The organism is Bacteroides sp. AM23-12, assembly GCF_003434395.1.
GTDB classification, from domain to species: Bacteria; Bacteroidota; Bacteroidia; order Bacteroidales; family Bacteroidaceae; genus Bacteroides; species Bacteroides thetaiotaomicron.
This window is the reverse complement of sequence record NZ_QTLF01000012.1, coordinates 55376-76858: the sequence shown is the minus strand read 5'-3', so window position 1 is coordinate 76858 and position 21483 is coordinate 55376. Positions and strand designations below refer to the sequence as shown.

General features: G+C 41.5%; 10 protein-coding genes and 1 pseudogene. 6 read left to right on the top strand and 5 right to left on the bottom strand.

Features of this window, described 5'->3' with window-relative positions; all coding sequences use genetic code 11:
• Position 1 precedes the first annotated feature (1 nt).
• From DW640_RS12300 to DW640_RS12285, 4 genes are all read right to left on the bottom strand, one after another.
• Positions 2-1111 (bottom strand): efflux RND transporter periplasmic adaptor subunit, encoded by a 1110-nt coding sequence (locus DW640_RS12300; RefSeq protein ID WP_182427166.1) that lies wholly within the window; start codon positions 1109-1111, stop codon positions 2-4.
• 237 nt (positions 1112-1348) lie between these two features.
• On the bottom strand, positions 1349-4342 hold the full coding sequence (locus DW640_RS12295; RefSeq protein ID WP_233525440.1) for a hypothetical protein: 2994 nt from the start codon (positions 4340-4342) through the stop codon (positions 1349-1351).
• Between the two features lie 287 nt (positions 4343-4629).
• On the bottom strand, positions 4630-5553 hold the full coding sequence (gene rlmF, locus DW640_RS12290; protein WP_072067604.1) for a 23S rRNA (adenine(1618)-N(6))-methyltransferase RlmF: 924 nt from the start codon (positions 5551-5553) through the stop codon (positions 4630-4632).
• Positions 5554-5670: 117 nt separating this feature from the next.
• On the bottom strand, positions 5671-7116 hold the full coding sequence (locus DW640_RS12285; protein ID WP_117578294.1) for an alpha-amylase: 1446 nt from the start codon (positions 7114-7116) through the stop codon (positions 5671-5673).
• 296 nt (positions 7117-7412) lie between these two features.
• Between DW640_RS12285 and pulA the strand changes: the two are divergent.
• Both pulA and DW640_RS12275 read left to right on the top strand, forming a co-directional pair.
• Positions 7413-9380, top strand: a pseudogene (pulA, locus tag DW640_RS12280) (type I pullulanase).
• A 56-nt stretch (positions 9381-9436) separates the two neighbouring features.
• A complete protein-coding gene (locus DW640_RS12275; protein ID WP_008760401.1) occupies positions 9437-10501 on the top strand; it encodes a mechanosensitive ion channel family protein in 1065 nt (354 codons plus the stop codon).
• Positions 10502-11094: 593 nt separating this feature from the next.
• Here the strand turns inward: DW640_RS12275 and DW640_RS12265 are convergent.
• Complete coding sequence (locus DW640_RS12265; protein ID WP_032813529.1) at positions 11095-11673, bottom strand: RNA polymerase sigma-70 factor; 579 nt, start codon at positions 11671-11673, stop codon at positions 11095-11097.
• A gap of 134 nt (positions 11674-11807) precedes the next feature.
• Here DW640_RS12265 and DW640_RS12260 point away from each other — a divergent pair, with 134 nt between their 5' ends.
• The 4 genes from DW640_RS12260 (at position 11808) to DW640_RS12245 (ending at position 21448) form a co-directional block, all read left to right on the top strand.
• Complete coding sequence (locus DW640_RS12260; RefSeq protein ID WP_225657906.1) at positions 11808-12833, top strand: FecR family protein; 1026 nt, start codon at positions 11808-11810, stop codon at positions 12831-12833.
• A gap of 170 nt (positions 12834-13003) precedes the next feature.
• Positions 13004-16534 (top strand): TonB-dependent receptor, encoded by a 3531-nt coding sequence (locus DW640_RS12255; RefSeq protein WP_117578264.1) that lies wholly within the window; start codon positions 13004-13006, stop codon positions 16532-16534.
• Between the two features lie 10 nt (positions 16535-16544).
• Positions 16545-18566, top strand: a complete 2022-nt coding sequence (locus DW640_RS12250; RefSeq protein ID WP_117578262.1) for a RagB/SusD family nutrient uptake outer membrane protein — start codon at positions 16545-16547, stop codon at positions 18564-18566.
• Between the two features lie 194 nt (positions 18567-18760).
• Positions 18761-21448 carry a glycoside hydrolase family 2 protein gene (locus tag DW640_RS12245; RefSeq protein WP_117578260.1) on the top strand — a complete coding sequence of 896 codons (2688 nt, stop codon included), beginning with the start codon at positions 18761-18763 and terminating at the stop codon, positions 21446-21448.
• Positions 21449-21483 lie beyond the last annotated feature (35 nt).

Below are 21483 nucleotides of genomic sequence, written 5' to 3'. Positions count from 1 at the left end.
CTTACTTTAAATAATATCCTCCTTCACTGATTATCTTATCTCCGGGACGCAATCCTTCGCTGATCACCGCTATTCCGTTTTCTGTTGTCTCCACTGTCACCGACGTCCGTACGAAAACCAACGGAGCAATCTGCACAAATACATAGCTATCCTTTTCGCCCTGCAGTAACGCTTTCTCCGGGATTTGAATTTGTCTGACCGGAACACTCAGAAAGTGGACAGTAGTGTACATCCCCAGCTTCAGATGTCCGTTCAAATTATCACAGATCGAAAGTACCTGAATGGACCGGGTTTCCTCGTCTACCTCCTCCTCTACATGATACACATTGCCTTTAATAACCGTACCGGGCAATGCCGAAATTTCAATATCCAGACTACTGCCTTCATTTATAAACCGGATATCTTTCTCCTTTACCTGAGCCGCAATCCATACCTTAGACAGGTCGGCAACAATAGCTATCGGTTCGGTATCGTCTTTCAGATATTGCCCTGTTACGATGTTATCCTTTATCACTTCCCCGGGAATAGGAGAACGAACAATCATCGGTTGCCCCAATATCATTTCCGCCGGATTGTCCACCTGATATACCCGCAATGCGGCAGAGGCGTTTTCAAACTCCTTATCTGCTATCAATAAAGCATTCTGGGCTTCTTCCAGTTCTCTTTGCGAACTGACACCATTCCTTATCAGATCTTCTTTGCGTTTCAAATCTTTTTTAGCAAGTTCCCTGGACGAAAGTGCCTGAAAGTATTCCTTTTGTGCAGAAGTAAAGTCGGGGGAACTGATTTCAAATAAAGGTGTTCCCTGACGTACCGACTGTCCGATACGCACATAAGATTTTGTGACTCTCCCTGCAAATGGAGGAGCAACATAAGCATAACGGGGAGGAATGGGACGCACCACACCGGACGTTATCACCTTCTTGGAATAGGGTTTCAGTTCAGACACTGATACTTTGATTTTTTCAAGTAAAAGAGGATCTGCAATATAGACCGTGTCACCTTGTATACGATAGCCACTTTTTTGCTCTGATTCCTGTTTATCCCCGCATGCGGTAAAAAACAACACACTGCCAATAATAAATGTGTGTAACTCTCTCTTCATCATCATAATTAAACATAAGTTAAGTTAGTAACCGGATTTCCGGGCACAAAGATAGACGGCTCCCTTCGGAGAGCCTGTTAGAGAATAGTTAGAATCCTATTAGAATCTTATTAGAGTAAATAAAGATTTCTTCTTAAAACAGCAGTTTTGTTGTTAGAGAGTACGCACAAATAAGGGGTTGACTAAAAAGCCAACCCCTCAACGGATGATATTCCGGTATTTTTATCGTAAGCCGAAAAGTTCTTATTCTTTCACACAACGTATACTTTGAGCAAAACCTTGATATGACAATCTGAAATTATGAGAATTATATGCAGACTCAAGCGACCAGGCTCCATAACGTATTCTCCTGTCATAAGGTGGATTCTGCAATTCCGATCTCATATAAGGAGGACCTACACTTGCCGACCAATAGTATCCGGTACTACCCCTACTTTCCAAAGCACCACTTGTGTTATTCAGACGACCGGCTGACGGAAAAAAGACAGATGCATTCGTTCCGGAATCGGGATTAAAATACAATACTCCCTGATAAGCAACATTACTATTTCCTAATGATACGCCATAGTTTCCATTCGAAGCCTCTTTTATCGGACGTCTGTCGAAAAATCCGTCCGAATAAAATGTATAAGTTGTTCCTTTTAGTTGTTTCCAGGCAAGCATATCTTTGTTTGCTCCGTAAGGATATGTCCCAGGACCTGTATTACCAGTTCCACCAAAAGGAGTAGTAAAAGCTGTAGCGTAGTCTGCACTTGAAGCCGCATTTCCTGCAAAAGGTACATTAAATAAAGAAACCCTTAATTCTGAATACTCTATTTGATCTTTATAATTCGTGGCAGTACCCGTAGTACCCTCATCCGGCAAATAATCATAATATCCATTATAAGATATTTTATCCGTATAGCCATCCGTCGGACGACGATATCCCGGAGGGCAAACTTCAAACTGTTCTTTATATGCAGGGATATTAGCACTGACATCTCCATCCCACATGATCGGAAATTCCCCATATCCCCAAGGGAATCCTGAAACAAGATATGACTTCGAGGGATTAAAAGCTCTGCGGTAATAATCAGTCATACCGGAAGTAGTGCCTTTCAAATCGACCGCCCACTGAAAGAATGCACCCGCCTGCGAAGGGAAGTCTACAAAACGAGCACCTTTTACGTTCACATTCTCATAATCCGGATTCGTATTCCCTGCTAACCTCTCGCTTGTCAGGTTTAAAGCAGAGAACTTAGCTGCTCCCCTACGGGCATTCGTCGATAAAAGACGCATATCTTCTCTCACATGTGTAGTAATATCCGTACCTCCATTCCACGCTCCCCATACAGTTCCCGGAATAGCATCCCCCGGCGCATATATATAAGCACCGGCTTCGCCCTGACGAATATAAATTTTCATTGTTGTCCGCCATCCCGGATAATATGACAAATTGATATATCCAAATTTAGGATCGGATTCTTTAGTTGGTACAAAATCGGCATTTTCCTTAACGCCAATACGGAAATATATACGACCGGTGAGACCTGAGATACTAGTACCATCTTCTCCCCTATACGGATTGAGAGTTACCGGATAATGTTCCGCATCACCTGGTGATTCTGTTCCAATATTCGGATCAAAGCTGGGAGTCGCGCTCACAACAAGCCAGTTTTGATAGGCAACAGGTACACTAACAGACCATGTTTGATCCAATCGATGCTGTCCTGTTATAATACGTTCTCCTTTCTGGTTATGTTTAAAAAATGCTGCATTGAACAAACCATGTTGATTTGCCGTAGGATTGTGAACAAATCGCAAACCTTCTTGTGTGACGGTAACCTTTATCTTCCTCTGCAATGCATTCTTACCATTAGTATCCTCTGCTGCAGATAATGTCAATGTATATGTACCACTCATATTCTCGGTCCTGTCATGCGTACCAAAACCGGTGGTATTTGTTCCGTCAACCAGTAAATCCATATATCCGCTGCCCGAAGCCGAATCATAAAAGAAACGATAAGGATCAGGATTATTATCATCTACTGCCAAACAGTTAAAGACTGTATTAGTTGCTCTTTCATTCGCTTCACCTTCTTTCTTTACTGTGCCCAACACCTTCACTACCGGCATATTGGACCAGAAAGAAATCCGGACTCCGTTCATATCCGTCATCTTAGCCTGTATATGCGATACATTCAGAACACGGACGCCTGATATTTCCCAATCATCTCCATCGTCAATCCACGGAGAAGGCTGTATATTTACTTCTAAAGGTTCTCTTATGATACCTGTCAAATCAAGTTTCGCATTTGCCGGTAATGTATAATCCGGGTCGGACAGAATCTTCAATTTGCAGGAAGGACTATACTTGTCAATCAGGTTAACAGTAAAATTTATCGCATTCGTCTCGTCGGACTTCGATGAAAAGAAGCTAGATGGCAGAATTACTTTTTTAACTTTAACAGCCCAGACTAAATCGTTATTTTTATCCTCAGTGGTCAATAAAGTGGGATCTATTTTAAAACAGTCGGCATTATCAGCTAATGTGAGTTTACGTTCCACATTTCTGGTTATGGCCGTTCCACCATAAGGAAGAACCGGATCGGCATACGCCCAGGAACTGGGTAAACAATCACTAGGCAAGCCATATACCAAAGGCACTCTATCCGGTATATTAGAAAAAGTAATTCCTTCAAATTCACTCGAACTGGCATCACCAAAATCGACTTTCGATTTCAAAACCACATCCACACGTGCCGCCAAGCGTCTGAGTCCTACTGTCAACTTGGTAGATGCAACACCATTTACCTCCAAGTTTCCATCAGCCAGCACTTTTATACTATTATTTTCCGCAATCATAGGTATAACCCGTTCCGAATCGAAGAACTCCGCCGGATAGGATATTGACTTTAGTGCATCATAATCAGTTATATTGTCAAGAACCGCCTTCACAATTGTATTATGAGGTTCATTGGCCAAAAAGACAAAATCATATTCACCCTTATTAATCGGATGCCGTAGCGTATTTCCGCCCAGCACATCTCCATAATAAAAAGTATTACTTTCGCAGATGCGACTTGTCTTATTGAAAGCCAGAATACGCAGAGTTTCAACCTTATCATCGAGCCCGTCACCCGGATAGGCTCCTGTATAGGCACGTGTATTGATACCGGTAATTGTTATATATCCCTCTTTAGGTGTATCTTTATAAAACTCATCAATACAGGAGGAAAACAATAAAAATATAACCAAAAACGACAAATGTAAATAGTTTCTCAATCTAACAACAAACATATATTCCCTTGATTTGATATTTCCTAGCACTATAATCTCATACTACAAATATCGGCATATCAAAGAAAAGGAGAAAGGAGAATTAATACTCATATAGAATATACAGAGAGAGAAACGACTCTATTATCGAAAACAACAACAAATCCAGGCACATTATAACAAATAACGGTCTTAATCATCAATATTTTTTCATTATACAGATAATCTTCTTTAAAAATATCCGTTTATCGAAAAAACAAAATCAGCTATTCCAAAAATCGCCAAGCCAAAATTCTGCTATTTTTTGTACCCTGACACATTCGAATTATCTTATATTCCGATACATGGACGGCTTTTAATTTAGCATATAGTTTATCCAGATTCTTCTCCTTAGAAACCAGACTTGTAAACCAACCGCAATTCTTCCGGTATTTCCGGCTCTCAGAAATCATATTCAGCAAAAAATGTAATTCTCCACCCTCACACCAAAGTTCATTCGCATTTCCACCGAAATTCAATTTGGTTTTCTTTACTTTCTCCCCTTTCAGACTACTCAATTTACGTAATGTCCCCTCTTCTGCTTCTTCTTTCGAACTGTGAAACGGAGGATTGCAAATTGTTACATCAAAATATTCATCGGGAGCAATGATTCCGTCAAAAATCCTCCGATTGTCTTTCTGAAGCCGCAAATCAATCTTATGTGCCAATACAGGATTGCAAGTCACTATCTTACGCGCATTTTCTATAGATACCGGATCAATATCGGAACCCACAAACATCCATCCATACTCAACGTGCCCAATAATCGGATAAATACAATTTGCACCTACACCGATATCCAAGCATCTGCACTGTCGTTTTGGCTTATCTCCATTCTCTTCATTTGCCGTATTACTGACTCTCTCCAGATCAATTAAATCGGCAATATAATGAACATAGTCTGCCCTCCCGGGGATAGGCGGACACAAATAATTCCTTGGAATATCCCAGTAGCGGATACCATAATAACTTATCAGCAATGCTTTATTCAGCGCTTTCACAGCATGTGGATTAAAAAAATCGATTGTTTGTATTCCCAAAGGATTGAGAAGTACAAATTTTCTGAGCGGTGGATAATTCTCTGTCAACAATGAAAAATCATATTGTCCATTGTGTTTATTTCTCGTATGTAGTTCGCTTCTTTCTGCCATGGCGGCAAAGATACAGAGAATCTTTCTGTCTGCAAATGACTTTCATACAAATCATGAAGATACCTGATTACAACTGTAACAGGCATCTTCATAATTAATTATATAAGTACCATATACCTAATCCTTCTTCACCCAAACAGCCAGGTTACGGAATTCGACAGAGAACTCTCCGTTTCCTTCTTCATCTAAAGTTATTTCTTCGGATATACTTCCGGTTATTTCGTGCCAGACTTCGCCTTTATGTTTCCCACCCAAGCTCATTATTTTACTTCCCGCCTCATCATTAGACATAAGGAAGACCAGCCCGGAGCCATTATGTTCCTCATCTCCTGTACGGATAAAGCCAATTGTTGAAGGATGGTCGAAGTATTCTATCTGATCACCGTAAGCGTACTTTCGTCTCGCATCCAACAATATATCAATAATCCGGGTATGAGGAGACTTCTCCCCCTTTATACCATAATAATCTCCATAAAACAGACATGGATAGCCTTCCTTCATCAGCAAAATCAAGCCATAAGCCAACGGTTTAAACCAATCTTCTACATTGGATTCAAGAGAACTTCCGCGTTGCGTATCATGATTGTCAACAATGGTTACTGCCAGATCGGGATGATGTTCAACCAGAGTATCTTTTAAAATATCCCTCAAATCATAGTCTTTACCTTCCTGTGATGCCTGGAACATATTATAATGTAACGGGACATCAAATAGGTTTACTTTGTGCCCAACAGCTTCTATATAAGCATCCAATGCTTCCAGGTCACCATTCCAATATTCACCTACGGCATAAAAATCATTGCCTCTTTCACTCCTCACCGCATCGAGGAATTGTGCGACGAATTGATCTTTCATATGTTTAATGGCATCCAGACGCATTCCGTCGAGATTCAATTCATTGGAAACCCACTTTCCCCAACGGTTCAATTCAGATACAACTTCCGGATGGTCCAAGTCAATATCGTTACATAACAGAAAATCATAATTACCGTTTTCACTATCCACGCCCTCACTCCAAGCTTTTCCTTCTCCCTGTATCTGAAAAACACCGCTGCGCTTTTGCGCATCATCAAAACCCGTCCCGGAAAAATGATACCAATGCCATTTAAAATCCGAATGTTTGTCCTTACGTCCGTGAAAACTATACCCGGTCCACCCTTGTATCTCAAACGGCTCACCCAAAGCCTTGGTTCTCTCCTTGGGATCGACCTCCACTACCATAAACTTTTCAGTAAAATCACCACCCGCTTTATGATTCAATACAACGTCCAGATAAACAGCAATATGATATTTGTGCAATTCGTCAATCATTTTCTTCAGTTCATCTTTCGTACCATATTTAGTTCTTATGGTTCCCTTTTGGTCAAATTCGCCCAAGTCATACAGATCATAAGTCGCATATCCTTCGTCTTGCTGCTCATCGGCCTTATAAGCAGGGGGAATCCAAACAGCAGTCACACCTATATCACGAAGATGCGACGCATCTTCCTTTATCTGTTTCCATAACTTCCCGTCATTCGGGAGATGCCATTCAAAATATTGCATCATAACACCATTTTCCATACGCTCCATTTTTTTTATAATTAACTTTATACAAAACAAAGATGATGTTAACAAAGTTCCTACGTTTCTATAAATTATAAGCTAACAAATACAAAAAAGTGCAAAGGATAAAAAGCTGATTTACAACACCGTAAAATTACCTTAATTATTCTTTTATTATTCATATTTATCAGAGCGTGAACAGGAATTTTTGATTTCACATTTGTTTTCAGTCATACCATAACGGAATAATTCGGTTCATTTATTCCACAACATAATTATTTTTTTTATATAGTATTAATATAAAATTAGAAAATATGAGAGAGTTGAAAAATCATCCGTCCCCGGACCAGTTGGATTCGTATGACAAGTATCCGTGCTATTATGAGAACGATTTGGAATTAGTCTATACACCCCAGCAATCCATATTTACGCTATGGGCACCAAGTGCCGATAATGTCCGTTTAAACCTGTATTCATCCGGCGAAGCGGGAGATCCGGAAGAACAACTGGAAATGGACATAGCCGACAATGGGACCTGGTGTATCCATATAGACCGTGATCTGAAAGGTTCTTTCTACACCTTCCAAATAGAAAAAGATGGAAAATGGCTGGACGAAACACCCGGTATCTGGGCAAAAGCAGTCGGCATCAATGGCAATCGCGCTGCTGTAATCGACTGGAACGAGACAAATCCCGAAGGTTGGGAATCAGACCAGTCACCCGAACTGAAAATGTATTCCGATATCATTCTTTATGAACTTCATCACCGCGATTTTAGTATTGATCCAAACTCAGGAATTGAACATAAGGGGAAGTTTCTTGCTCTGACAGAGACCGGAACTAAAACTCCCGAAGGAGAATCTTCCGGACTGGATCATTTAAAAGAATTGGGAGTAACGCATATACACATCCTTCCTTCATTCGATTTCGCCACAATCGATGAAAGGAAATTGGAGAAAAACAAATACAATTGGGGATATGACCCGAAGAATTATAATGTACCGGACGGAAGTTACTCCACCGATCCTGTCACCCCCACCACCCGTATCCGCGAATTTAAAGAGATGGTAAAAAGCCTCCATCAAAATGGTTTTCGTATTGTACTCGATGTGGTTTATAACCATACAGCCTCAACCGAGCATTCTAATTTTGACCTGACGGTTCCGGGATATTTTTACCGCCAGAATCCCGACGGTTCCTATTCAAATGCTTCCGGGTGTGGAAATGAGACAGCCTCAGAACGCGAAATGGTTCGCCATTATATCATTGAGTCGGTCAAATTCTGGGCGAAAGAATATCACATTGACGGTTTTAGATTCGATCTGATGGGGATACATGACATCGACACCATGAACTAGTTAAGAGAGGAATTATTAAAAATTGACCCCACCATTTTTGTATACGGAGAAGGTTGGGTAGCAGCAGATTCTCCATTACCTTTCGAGCAACGGGCTGTAAAGGAGAATGTACGAAAAATGAAAGGTATTTCCGTATTTAATGATGAATTTCGTGACGGTCTGAAAGGAAGTACCTTTGACGAACAGGAACCAGGGTATGCCTCCGGAAATATCAACGGGCATTTTGAACCTGTCAAATATGGAATCGTTGGCGGAACACAACACCCACAGGTAGATTATAGCGGGTTACTTTACTGTGACGGTCCATATGCCGCTGCTCCCTCTCAAATGATTAACTTTGTTTCCTGTCATGACGGATATACGCTGGTAGATAAGCTGAAATTATCTGTTCAAGGCGAACATTCTGAAGAAGAACTGGTTCCTATTGACAAATTAATACACACCGTGCTTTTAACCTCGCAAGGTATTCCTTTTATTCGTGGCGGTGAAGAAATCATGCAGGACAAACAGGGAGAGCCAAACAGCTACAAGTCTTCTGACGCCGTCAACCAAATAGACTGGGCGTTAAAAGCTAAAAACCGTGATATATTCAATTATATCAGAACATTAATCGCACTCCGCAAAAAACATCCCGCCTTCCGTATTCCTACAGCAGAGGGCTTAGAGAAATGGCTTCATTTTCTTGATACAGGCGATTCCGGTGTCATCGCTTATACTCTAGGCGAGTATGCTAACGGTGATGAATGGAAAGAAATTCTAGTTGCATACAACGGTAACCGGAATCAGGCAGACATCAATATCCCGGAACAAGATTGGATTATAGTCTGCCATAACGGACAAATTGATCTAGACAGTCAGGAGCATTTATCGGGAGGGGATATTTCTATCGCAGCATCTTCAGCTCTTATCTTGTATCGTCAATAAAAAGGAGATCAACTTGATATTATTAAATAAAAGTACAATTATAAATCAGTTAGACTATGTTAGAAAATGAATTATGGGGAAATACTATTGAAAACTGGGGTATTTCCATTCTTATTATTTTAGGAGCAATTATTATTGTGAAATTATTATCGCTATTAGGCAAGAAAGTTATCAAACCTTTTGTTACGGGAACCGACAATCACCTGGACGACGTCATTTTTTACTCTTTGGAAGCGCCTGTTAAGTTTGCTATAATTCTGTTGGGAATCTGGATCGCTATCCATCGGTTGGTTTATCCGGACAGTTTTGTGAAAGTAGTTGACAATGCTTACAGCATTTTGATTGTTCTGGATATTACTTGGTTTTTCGGCCGTTTGTTCAGTAGTTTACTTCAGGTTTACTGGGGAAAGCAGTCCAACGGACAAGCTAACAAAATGATGCCAATCATCAAAAGAACCATCTTGGTTATAGTCTGGCTCATCGGCATCGTCATGGCTTTGAGTAATGTGGGAGTTAACATCAGCGCTCTGTTGGGAACTTTGGGTATTGGTGGTATCGCATTTGCTTTGGCAGCACAAGATACAGTAAAAAACGTTTTCGGTGCGTTTACCATTCTGACGGATAAACCTTTCAGCATCGGAGACACAATTCGCGTGGATAGTTATGAAGGAACGGTAGTAGACGTAGGAGTCCGAAGCACAAAAATAATGAATTACGACAAACGTATTATAACTTTCCCCAATTATAAGATTACCGATACTTCTATCGTTAATATTTCATCCGAACCTATGCGCCGAGTAGTCTTGAATCTTGGACTGACGTATGATACGACTTCCGAAAAGATGAAAGAAGCTTTAGAACTATTGAAATCCATCCCCAAAAGAGTAGAAAATGTATCTTCTAACCCTTCTGATATAGTCGCTGTTTTTACAGAATACTCAGATTCCGCATTGGTTATCATGTATATCTATTTTATAGAGAAACAAGGAGATATTTTAGGCGTAACCTCAAATATGAATATGGAAATACTGGCTGCTTTTAATAAAGCAGGATTGAACCTTGCTTTTCCGACACGGACTGTCTATATTCAGAAAGACGAATCATTGAAACAAGAAAGTTGATAAACCCATCGTTCTCTTAGAAATATGTACATGCAGCCCAACATCAATGTGCTATTTTTAAGATTAAACAAAAATACAGTTGAAATAAAAATAGTAAAACAAAGAATAAAGCGCATAAATTAGTGCAATAATATACGGAATAACAGATTATTATTGCATAAATTCACATGAGATATGCATCTTTTTCTATCACTAAACCACTCGTTGGTCTTAAAGGAACGCCTCCTTGGTTTAAAACCAACGTATTCTTCCTCACCGAGGAACCTGTTTTTCCTCGGTGAGGAAGAGATAAAAAGACTATCCGGAGCTTGTTTTCACGCTGGCTAATCACAAATAGCGAAAAGGCAAGATTAAACAAAAAGTTATCCTTTCAGTCAATACATCATCTAAAAGAAAACATAAGAAGTAATATCATATCAATCTATTCAGCATACAACTTAAATAAAAGAAAGAGAGATTTTCATTCAAGCAAATGCAGGCGTTTTTCTACTTCTTATTTATCCGTAATGTAATTTACAGCATTCCTTGGCTGATTAAATATTCCTTTTTTAAGAAAGTTCTTTTTTTCAGCAATAGGTAAGCCTGAGCAATAGTTAACGAACGACTAACAATACACAAACGATCATAGTAATTAGTAAGTCTGCAAGATCTTTTCGAAGCAGCTTTGTTGCCTGTTGTATACGATAAGCAATTGTTTTTACTGAAACCCCGGAACTCTCAGCTATTTCCTTATAGCTCTTTTTAGTAAAACGATGCATAACAAAAGCCTCCCTATAGGAAGCAGGCAATGCATCTATAGCTTCTTTCACTCTTTTTGAAAGCTCTTGGAACTGGTAAGTCTCTGCATCATGTATCAGCTTTTCCATCTCCTCATAATACATAGTATCAGCATGATTCTTCAGCTGTTTTTGCTTGATGCAGTTAAGTGATCTATGGTAAACCGATTTGAGTAAATATCTGCCTAAGGAAGTTTCAACCTGAAGTGTTTCGCGATGTTCCCACAGCCATAAAATAGCGTCACCCGCTATTTCTTTCGACTCTTCATAGTCTACAAACCTATTTCCATACGCACAAAGAATCGGGTAGTATTTTTTAAATATACTATCAAAAGCGATCATCTCCCCTCTCCTTAGTGCCATCAATAAGTACGCATCTTCATTGCTGTATTCCATGGCTGCAATGATAATGCTTATATTTTAAATAAGCGTAAAATAACACAGTTATTAACCATAAAGTTTATTAATGTTAATTATTTAAATAACCTTAGTAGTTTTATTTTCCCGCTTGTCTCTTTAATAAATTTATCATGGAAATGCATCATTCAACTATAGAAGACTTGCTGATCAGCTATTATGATGGTAAAGCAACAGCAGACGAAATTCAGGAAATAGAAGCCTGGATCAAATTGTCAGATGAAAATAAAAAGAAGGCCATGGACATTTACACACTTCTTCTTATGACTGACACGCAACAGGTTACTGAAAAAATGGATATGGATGAGGAGCTATCAAAAGTGAAGGGACGGATGCAAGAGAATAAGTATCATATTTCCTGGTGGGGTTGGATACAACGTGCAGCTGTTGCCTTACTCATACCGATGGCTATTACTATTTTGGTTTTGCTTAACCAACCCCAATCTACCGCCCCCGTCCATGCCCAGATATTCGAAGTCCGGACACAACCCGGAATGATAACTTCTTTCAGATTACCAGACAGCACTTTAGTGTACTTAAACTCCGGCTCAGTCTTAAAGTATCCTTCCATTTTCACCGGTAACATTCGTGAAGTGAGTCTGAATGGCGAAGCGTATTTTGAAGTTGCGAAAGACCCTGAACATAAATTCATTGTTTCGACTCCCCAAAAATCTAAAGTGGAAGTTTTGGGTACACACTTTAACCTGGAAGCATTTGATGAGATGGATGAGGTGATTACCACTTTGGTAGAGGGAAAGGTCGAATTTGTTTATGAGAAAGACGGACAGGGAAGTAAAATACTAATGCGTCCCGGACAAAAAGTGATTTATAATAATAAGGACGGACAGATTCTGTCATACAACACCAATGGCGAATCGGAGCTTGCCTGGATGGACCAAAAGGTTATTTTTGATAAAACTCCATTTAAGGCAGCATTGCATATACTGAAGAAACGCTATAATGTAGATTTTATTGTAAACACTTCGAAATTTGACAAATATACATTTACCGGAGCGTTTACAGAACAATATATAGAAGAGATTCTGGAGAATTTTAAAATATCCTCACACATACGCTGGCGTAATGTGAAACTGACAAATAATCAAAGTGAAGAAAGGAGGCAGATTGAAATATATTAAAGCCTTTCATGTTTAACCAATAAAATTATAATACGTATGAGAAACTTCCAACCGCCTTAAAAAAAAGCATACAGGCAGATGTTCCCGCATCCAGCCTGTATGAGAAAGCCTTTAACCTGTTTGAATACAAACAGAGAAAATTATTTCTTAACTTTAATTCATGCAAATATATGAAGAAAAACAATTATGTCCAACAATTGTGGGCGGATAATCCCGTTTTTATTGTTTGGAAAAAAATTCCTTTGTCTATGAAACTGCTCTTTGTTTTCTGTTTTTGTTTTGTTGGGCTTCTATGTGCTAACGACAGCTACGCCCAACGTACTATGATCTCTGTGAAAGCACAAAACTTGACTGTGAAAGAAGTTCTGTCACAAATTGAGGCACAATCTGATTTTAGCTTTTTCTACAATGACCATCATATTGATGTAGACCGCCGGGTATCGGTAGTTACCGAACAGAGCAATATATTTACCTTATTGAATGAAGTGTTTAAAAACACCAATGTCAAATATGCCGTACGTAATAAAAAAATAATATTATCTACGCAAATAGTGGAAGCGCCTGCCGCGAAACAAACCGTGCAGATAAAGGGAAAAGTGACGGATATGTTTGGCGATCCGGTCATTGGCGCTACCGTAATGGAAGATGGCACCCAGAATGGTACAATTACAGACCTGGATGGGAATTTCATATTGAATACAGCATCTGCCAATGTGACGATTACGGTTTCTTACGTAGGCTATATGTCCCAGACCGTGAAGGCACAGCCCGGCAAAAGTCTGTCGGTCATCCTGAAAGAGGATACCAAGACACTGGACGAAATCGTTGTCGTAGGTTTTGGTACACAGAAGAAAGTCAACCTGACCGGTTCGGTATCTACGGTAAATGCCGAGGATTTACTGTCACGTCCGGTTTCTAATGTAAGCCAAGCATTACAAGGATTAGTTCCGGGAATGAATTTTTCTTATGCTTCGGATGGCAACGGTGGTGAAATTGGTGCAGACATGAAAGTGAATATCCGTGGAGCCGGTACGATCGGTGACGGTTCCAATGCATCTCCGCTGATTCTGATCGACGGCATGGAAGGAAACATGAATATGCTGAACCCCAATGATATTGAAAGTATTTCGGTGTTGAAGGATGCGGCTGCCTCTTCCATCTATGGTTCCCGTGCGCCATTCGGCGTAGTGTTGATAACGACTAAAAAAGGAAAAGCGGGGAAAGTCAACATTAATTATAATAATAGTTTCCGCTGGTCAGAAGCCATTAATCTGCCGGATGTAGCAGATGCCTACACTTATGCCATGTACTTCAACAAAATGCAGTTGAATGATGGTAAAACAGCGGTACAGTTTGACGATACCCGTCTTCAGGCTATCAAAGATTACGCATCAGGCACAATTACCACTACTACCCAACCGAACAGAAATACTCCCACTATCTGGGACTGGATCGGTAATACGAATACAGACTGGTATGACGTAGTTTTCGGAGGTACGGCATTCTCGCAGGAGCATTCTCTCAGCGTCAGCGGAGGAACAGAAAAAATACAGTATTATTTCTCCGGCAACTATATGGGACAGGAAGGAATGATGGCTATCCGCCGTGATAAATTACAGCGTTATTCGGTGAGCAGCAAGATTAACGCACAGCTTTATCCGTGGCTGAACATGAATTACAGCATGAAATATATGCGGAAAGATTATAGCAAGCCTACCGCGATGACTGATAATACCTTATATCAGAATATAGCCAAACGCTGGCCGATGGAACCAACTGTAGACCCCAACGGTTATCCGATGGGTAATACGATTATCCGGCCGATTCTCTATGGAGGCGATAACAATTCGCAGACTGACTGGCTATACCAACAGTTCCAGGTGGTGATAGAACCGATCAAAGACTGGAAAATCTTCGGAGAAATCAATTATAAAGTGATAGATGCCTTCACCCATACGGATTATTTAAAGGTGCCGCAGATGAATGTAGCCGGCGAACCTTATTCCGGTGATACATGGAAAACGTCGAAAGTTACCGAAGGTGCCGAGCGTACCAATTATTTCAATGCCAACGTCTACAGTGAATATTACAGATCATTTGCCGACGCACACCATCTGAAAGCAATGGTCGGTTTTCAGGCCGAAGTAAATAAATGGCGGCAGTTGCAGGCGTCCAAGCTGGACTTGATCTCAGAATCCGTGCCCAGTATTAATGCCGCTACGGGTGAATCGACTATCGATAAGTCCAAACTGACACATTGGGCAACAGCCGGTTTCTTCGGCCGACTCAATTATGATTATAAAGAACGGTATCTGCTGGAAGTCAATCTCCGGTATGACGGTACTTCACGTTTTGCAAAAGACAAACGCTGGAATTTGTTCCCTTCCTTCTCTGCCGGATGGAACGTAGCCCGTGAGGCATTCATGGAACCTACCAGCCATATCATTAATACGTTAAAGATCCGCGGTTCCTGGGGAGAGCTGGGCAATCAGAATACAGAAAACCTATATCCGTATATCCAGTTAATGAAGTTTGTCGCCCAAGATCCCGACTCCCACTGGCTGATTAACAACAGCCGTCCCAACACAGCGAATGCACCGGATTTGATTTCAGCGCTATTAGGATGGGAAACCATGCGGTCATGGAACATCGGTTTTGACCTGGGTATGCTGAACAATCGTCTGACCGTAAGTTTTGACTGGTTCAACCGGAAGACTATCAATATGGTAGGACCAGCTCCCGAACTTCCTGTAACTTTAGGGGCAAATGTACCCAAAATGAACAATGCGGATATGCAGTCTACCGGTTTTGAATTGGATCTAGGATGGCGGGACCGCATTAAAGATTTTGACTACGGAGTGCACCTGTTGCTTTCGGACGACCGTCAGAAAATCCTCAAATACCCAAACACGACCGGTAAAATAAACACGTGGTATGTCGGTAAATATAATGGAGATATATGGGGATTCGAAACCATTGGCATAGCCAAAAGCCAGGAAGAAATGGATGCTCATCTTGCTTCACTGCCCAACGGCGGACAAGATGCATTAGGAGTCAAATGGGGCGCAGGTGACATCATGTATCGGGACCTGAATGGTGATGGCAAGATTTCCGATGGAGCTACGCTTAATGACCCAGGTGACAAAAAAGTGATTGGCAATACTTCCCCACGATTCCGTTTTGGTCTGGATCTGAATGCATCCTGGAAGGGCATTGATGTACGCTTATTCTTCCAAGGAGTGGCAAAACGCGATGCCTGGTTGAACGACAACATGTTCTGGGGAGCTACAGGAGGGATCTGGCAATCGGCCTGCTTTACTTCTCATCTTGATTTCTTCCGCGAAGAAGGGGATGATTTCTGGAGCGCTAACAAGGACGCTTATTTCCCGCGTATCTTGGTTGATAACTTCGCAAAAAATCAAAAGACGCAAACCCGCTATCTTCAGAATGCCGCCTATGTACGGTTGAAGAATTTGCAGATCGGGTATACCATCCCCGCCCAGATCACACGCAAAATAGGTGTTTCCAACCTGAGAGTCTTCTTCTCGGGAGAAAACTTATTCACCCTTACGGGATTGCCCGGAGGATTCGACCCGGAAACAATTAATACCGGTTATGGAGCGAAAGACGGATCGAACAGTTCAGGAAAAACTTATCCGTTGTCCCGTACTTTTTCCACAGGATTTAGTGTTAACTTTTAATTGATGACGTATGAAAAAGATAATTAAATATTTATTTTTGCTGACAGGGGGAAGCTTTATACTCGCTTCTTGCAATGATTTTTTGGACAGGGAACCTTTAGACAGTGTGACCCCGGACAACTTTTTCTTTACTGAAAATGACTTGGCTGCCTATGCTGTGAAGCATTACAACTTCACGACGCATGAGGGATTTAATGCCGGAATCTGGAAAAACGACAATGCTACAGATAATCAAGCTGCCACTGACTATGATAAGAAATGGATTCCCGGTCAATGGAAAGTTCCGGAAGCTTATGATAATCCAGCAAGTAATGATCCGTGGTATTTCTCTACCATTCGTGAAGCTAATTACTTCCTCGAAACAGTAGTGCCCCGCTTCGAAAAGGGAGAGATAGAAGGTTCGGAAACAAACATAAAGCATTATATAGGTGAAATGTATTTCCTGCGCGCTAAGAATTATTTGTCAAAACTAGAGACCTTCGGTGACTTCCCGATTATAAAAAACACATTGCCGGATGAAAGTGAATCTCTGATTCAGGCCAGCAAACGGGCCCCCCGCTATAAAGTAGCACATTTTATTCTGGAAGATCTGGATCAGGCAATCAGTTTGCTAACCAATAATATATCCGGTGGGAAGAACCGAATTACCAAAAATGCTGCTCTGTTATTGAAATCCAGAGCAGCTCTGTTTGAAGCTTCCTGGCTGACTTATCACAAAGGCACTGCTCTAGTACCGGGTGGTCCGGGATGGCCGGGAAAGGCAGAAGACATTGCGGACTTTAATATCGATACGGAAATCGCATTTTTTCTGAAGGAGGCCAAAGCGGCAGCCAAAGAAGTGATAGGCAATGCAGCCTTGGTACAGAATACAGCAAAAGACTGCATGGATGAAACAGTTAAAACAGACGAAGACAAATATAAAATGAGCAACCCCTATTTTGCTCAGTTCTCAGCGAACAGCCTGGAAGGATATTCAGAAATATTAATGTGGCGTGCGTATAATCTGCTTGACTATAAGATTGTGCACTCAGCTCCTTTCTATATTCGCGTAGGTGGAAATACCGGATTTACCCGGCAATATATAGAAAGTTTCCTTTGCCGTGACGGTAAGCCGATCTATGCAACCGACCAGTATAAAGGTGACGAATCATTATTGAATGTACGCAAAAACAGAGATCTACGTCTACAACTATTCCTGATGACACCGGGTGAGACTCTCAGCCCGAATGTGATGAATGGTACTCCCGATTTGCTGCCGGAGGTTCCACAACTTCTGGATATAACGGAAAAGAGATGCGTAACAGGCTATCAGGTACGTAAAGGATTATCAGGAAACTGGTATCGGGATGGCAACACAGCGATTGAAGGGTGTCCGGTATACCGTGCAGCCGAAGCTTATCTCAATTACATCGAGGCTGACTGTATGGAACATAATGGAACTTCCATTGGTTCGGAGGCAGCAGGATATTGGGGAGATCTCCGCGAAAGAGCCGGATTACCAAGAGACTATACAGTGACCGTGAACAATACCGATCTGTCCAAAGAACTGGACTGGGCCATATATTCGGCAGGTAAACTAGTCTCTCCTCTACTATATAACATCCGCCGTGAACGGCGTTGTGAGCTACTTGCAGAAGGTTTACGCATGTTAGACTTAAAACGCTGGAGAGCACTGGACCAGGTTAAACAATTTGTAATCCAAGGAGTTAACTTGTGGGAATCCGATTTAAAGGATAAATACATGCAGGACGGAAAAAATCTTCTGATACAGGAAGGAACGGAAGGACAAACCTCCAATGTATCAAGCTATGTTAATAGCGGTAAGTATCTTTGTCCTTACCGTTCTGTGAAGACAAATAATCTGATGTATGATGCAGGATACACATGGTGTGAAGCGCATTATCTGAATCCTATCGCTATCACGCACTTCAGAATTACGGCCTCAAATCCTAACGATCTGAGTACTTCTATTATTTACCAGAATCCAGGATGGCCAATTCAAGCCAATGAAGGCCCGATAGGTATTAAATAAAGATATAGGTCATTTCGGATATGGTAAAAAGTGTAGGATGCACCGGGCTAATGTTTAAGAAAAAATAAAGCTCAGCGTCCTATGCTTCAAACTATTGGAAAATTTGTACCTTGGCGGGACGAAGTTCTAATGCAAAACAAAACAGTCTGACATTAATATATTAAAGATAGATCAATCAAGCAAATCTAAGAATTATGAAAAGTACTTCAACATGGTGGAAAATCTTACTCAGTGGTCTGTTATTGGCTGGAACACTGGTAGCTAACGCCGACACTTACCAGCCATCTTACTCCACAGCAGGCTTTTATCAGCTTTCCAACACAGGCCGCACAGTGTATAACATGAATCCTGCCTGGCGATTTTATAAAGGCAATATCGAAGGAGCGGAACAGCCGAGATTCAATGATAAAGACTGGAACATCGTATCATTACCCGATGGCATAGAATATCTCCCCACCGAGGCAAGCGGATGCATCAATTATCAGGGTGAAATCTGGTATCGCAAGCATTTCACTCCCGAGGAAAACTGGAAAGGAAAACAACAATTCCTCCACTTCGAAGCCATTATGGGAAAATCAAAAATATGGGTGAATGGAAAGTTGCTGAAAGAGCATTTCGGTGGTTTTCTACCTGTCATCGTAGATGTCACTTCCAGTCTGAAGTATGGAGAAGACAATGTTATCACCGTATGGGCAGACAACAGTGACGATCCCTCCTACCCTCCCGGCAAACCGCAAGATGCACTGGACTTTGCATATTTTGGAGGAATTTACCGAGATTGCTGGATGATAGTTCACAACAAAGTATTCATTACCGATCCAAATTATGAGAACGAGACAGCCGGAGGCGGATTGTTTGTCTCTTTCGACAAAGTTTCCGAGCAATCCGCACAGTTGAAACTGGATGCACATATACGTAACACTTCCGGAAAATCCTTCAGTGGTAAAATAATCTATGAACTCTATGACCGCGACGACAAACGTGTTCTCTCTAAGGAGACCGGTTTGTCGGTAAGCAAGGATCTTGCGAAACAAATTTCTTGCAAAGTGACCGTAGAAACACCTCATTTATGGTCACCCGACAGCCCCTATCTTTACAAACTACACATTTATATAAAAGACAAAGCCGGTAACACCATCGACGGATATTACCGCCGTATCGGCATTCGCAGCATTGAATTTAAAGGAAAAGACGGATTCTGGCTAAATGGCAAACCTTACCCCTATCCTCTGATGGGAGCCAACCGTCATCAAGATTTTGCAGTGATTGGCAACGCCTTACCCAACAGCCTTCATTGGCGGGATGCGAAGAAGTTGCGTGATGCCGGAATGCGTGTTATCCGTAACGCCCATTATCCGCAAGATCCGGCGTTTATGGATGCTTGTGATGAATTAGGACTGTTTGTTATTGTCAACACACCGGGATGGCAATTCTGGAATGATCAGCCGATATTTGCTCAGAGAGTATATAGTGATATCCGCAATATGGTTCGCCGCGACCGCAACCACCCCAGTGTATGGATGTGGGAACCGATTCTGAACGAAACATGGTATCCGGCTGACTTTGCTAAAAATGTAGTGGACATTCTCAATGAAGAATATCCGTATCCTTATTGCTATGCCGGATGTGATGTAACCGCACGTGGACACGAATACTTTCCGATACACTTCACCCATCCGATGAACGGAGGTGGAGGAGCCTTTAATACCGAAAATCTGGATCCGAAAATCAGTTATTTCACCCGCGAATGGGGAGATAATGTGGATGACTGGAACTCTCACAACTCACCAAGCCGGGTCAATCGTGGCTGGGGAGAAGTACCGATGCTGATTCAGGCACAGGGATATGCCAAAAACGATTACCAACTCACCAGTTATGATGGACTATACAGAACTTCAAGACAACATATGGGCGGTTGCCTGTGGCACTCGTTCGATCACCAGAGAGGATATCATCCTGACCCGTTTTACGGAGGTATCATGGATGCCTTCCGACAACCTAAACTATCTTATTATATGTTCTGTTCCCAGCGTCCTGCCGAACCCAACAAAGAATTGATCGCAGATAATGGACCGATGATTTACATAGCCAATGCCATGACCCCATTCTCTCCGAAAGATGTAACGATATATAGCAACTGTGACGAAGTTCGCCTCACGTATTGCAAGGGAGGCAAAGAATATACTTATCATAAGCCGGCAAATGAAAGCGGAATGCCCTCACCCGTCATCACATTCAAGGATGTATTTGATGTCATGTATGATAAAAAGCTGTCACGCCAAAAGAAACAGGCAGATTCTTACCTTCTGGCAGAAGGATTAATGGACGGAAAAGTGGTTGCGACACATAAAGTAACACCCACACGCCGCCCGTCAAAACTATTGCTTTGGGCAGATGACGAGAAAGTACAGATGAAAGCGGACGGATCGGACATCGTGACGGTCATTGCAGCCATCGCAGATGAAAACGGAAACATCAAGCGTTTGAATAATTATGAAGTAAAGTTCGAAATCGAAGGGCAGGGCCAACTGGTTGCCGATGAAGAAACATTCACCAATCCACGTCCGGTACTTTGGGGAACTGCTCCGGTGCTGGTAAGGTCCACCACTACACCGGGAGAAATTAAAATCCGTGCATCAGTGGTATGGCAAGGCAAACATACGCCGGTTCCGGCAGAACTGATTATTCCTACTTTTCCATCAGAACATACGCTGGTAGCAGACAAAGATGAACTGACACAAGCACAATCCGCAAGCAAAGATGCCGGAAATAAAATAAATACCGCTCCATCCGATTGTGAGAAACGTGTACTTGAATTACAACAGGAACTGAACCGCCTGAAACTGAAAGAAGTCGAAAAACAACAGAGTGACTTTGAATAATGCGCATAGTTCTATCTATAAACAGAAAAAACACA

Coding starts and splice junctions, on each gene's coding strand:
- DW640_RS12275 (WP_008760401.1), top strand. CDS start 9,437: ATGTTAGAAAATGAATTATGGGGAAATACTATTGAAAACTGGGGTATT.
- DW640_RS12285 (WP_117578294.1), bottom strand. CDS start 7,116: ATGGAAAATGGTGTTATGATGCAATATTTTGAATGGCATCTCCCGAAT.
- DW640_RS12260 (WP_225657906.1), top strand. CDS start 11,808: ATGGAAATGCATCATTCAACTATAGAAGACTTGCTGATCAGCTATTAT.
- DW640_RS12245 (WP_117578260.1), top strand. CDS start 18,761: ATGAAAAGTACTTCAACATGGTGGAAAATCTTACTCAGTGGTCTGTTA.
- DW640_RS12250 (WP_117578262.1), top strand. CDS start 16,545: ATGAAAAAGATAATTAAATATTTATTTTTGCTGACAGGGGGAAGCTTT.
- DW640_RS12300 (WP_182427166.1), bottom strand. CDS start 1,111: ATGATGATGAAGAGAGAGTTACACACATTTATTATTGGCAGTGTGTTG.
- rlmF (WP_072067604.1), bottom strand. CDS start 5,553: ATGGCAGAAAGAAGCGAACTACATACGAGAAATAAACACAATGGACAA.
- DW640_RS12265 (WP_032813529.1), bottom strand. CDS start 11,673: ATGGAATACAGCAATGAAGATGCGTACTTATTGATGGCACTAAGGAGA.
- DW640_RS12255 (WP_117578264.1), top strand. CDS start 13,004: ATGAAGAAAAACAATTATGTCCAACAATTGTGGGCGGATAATCCCGTT.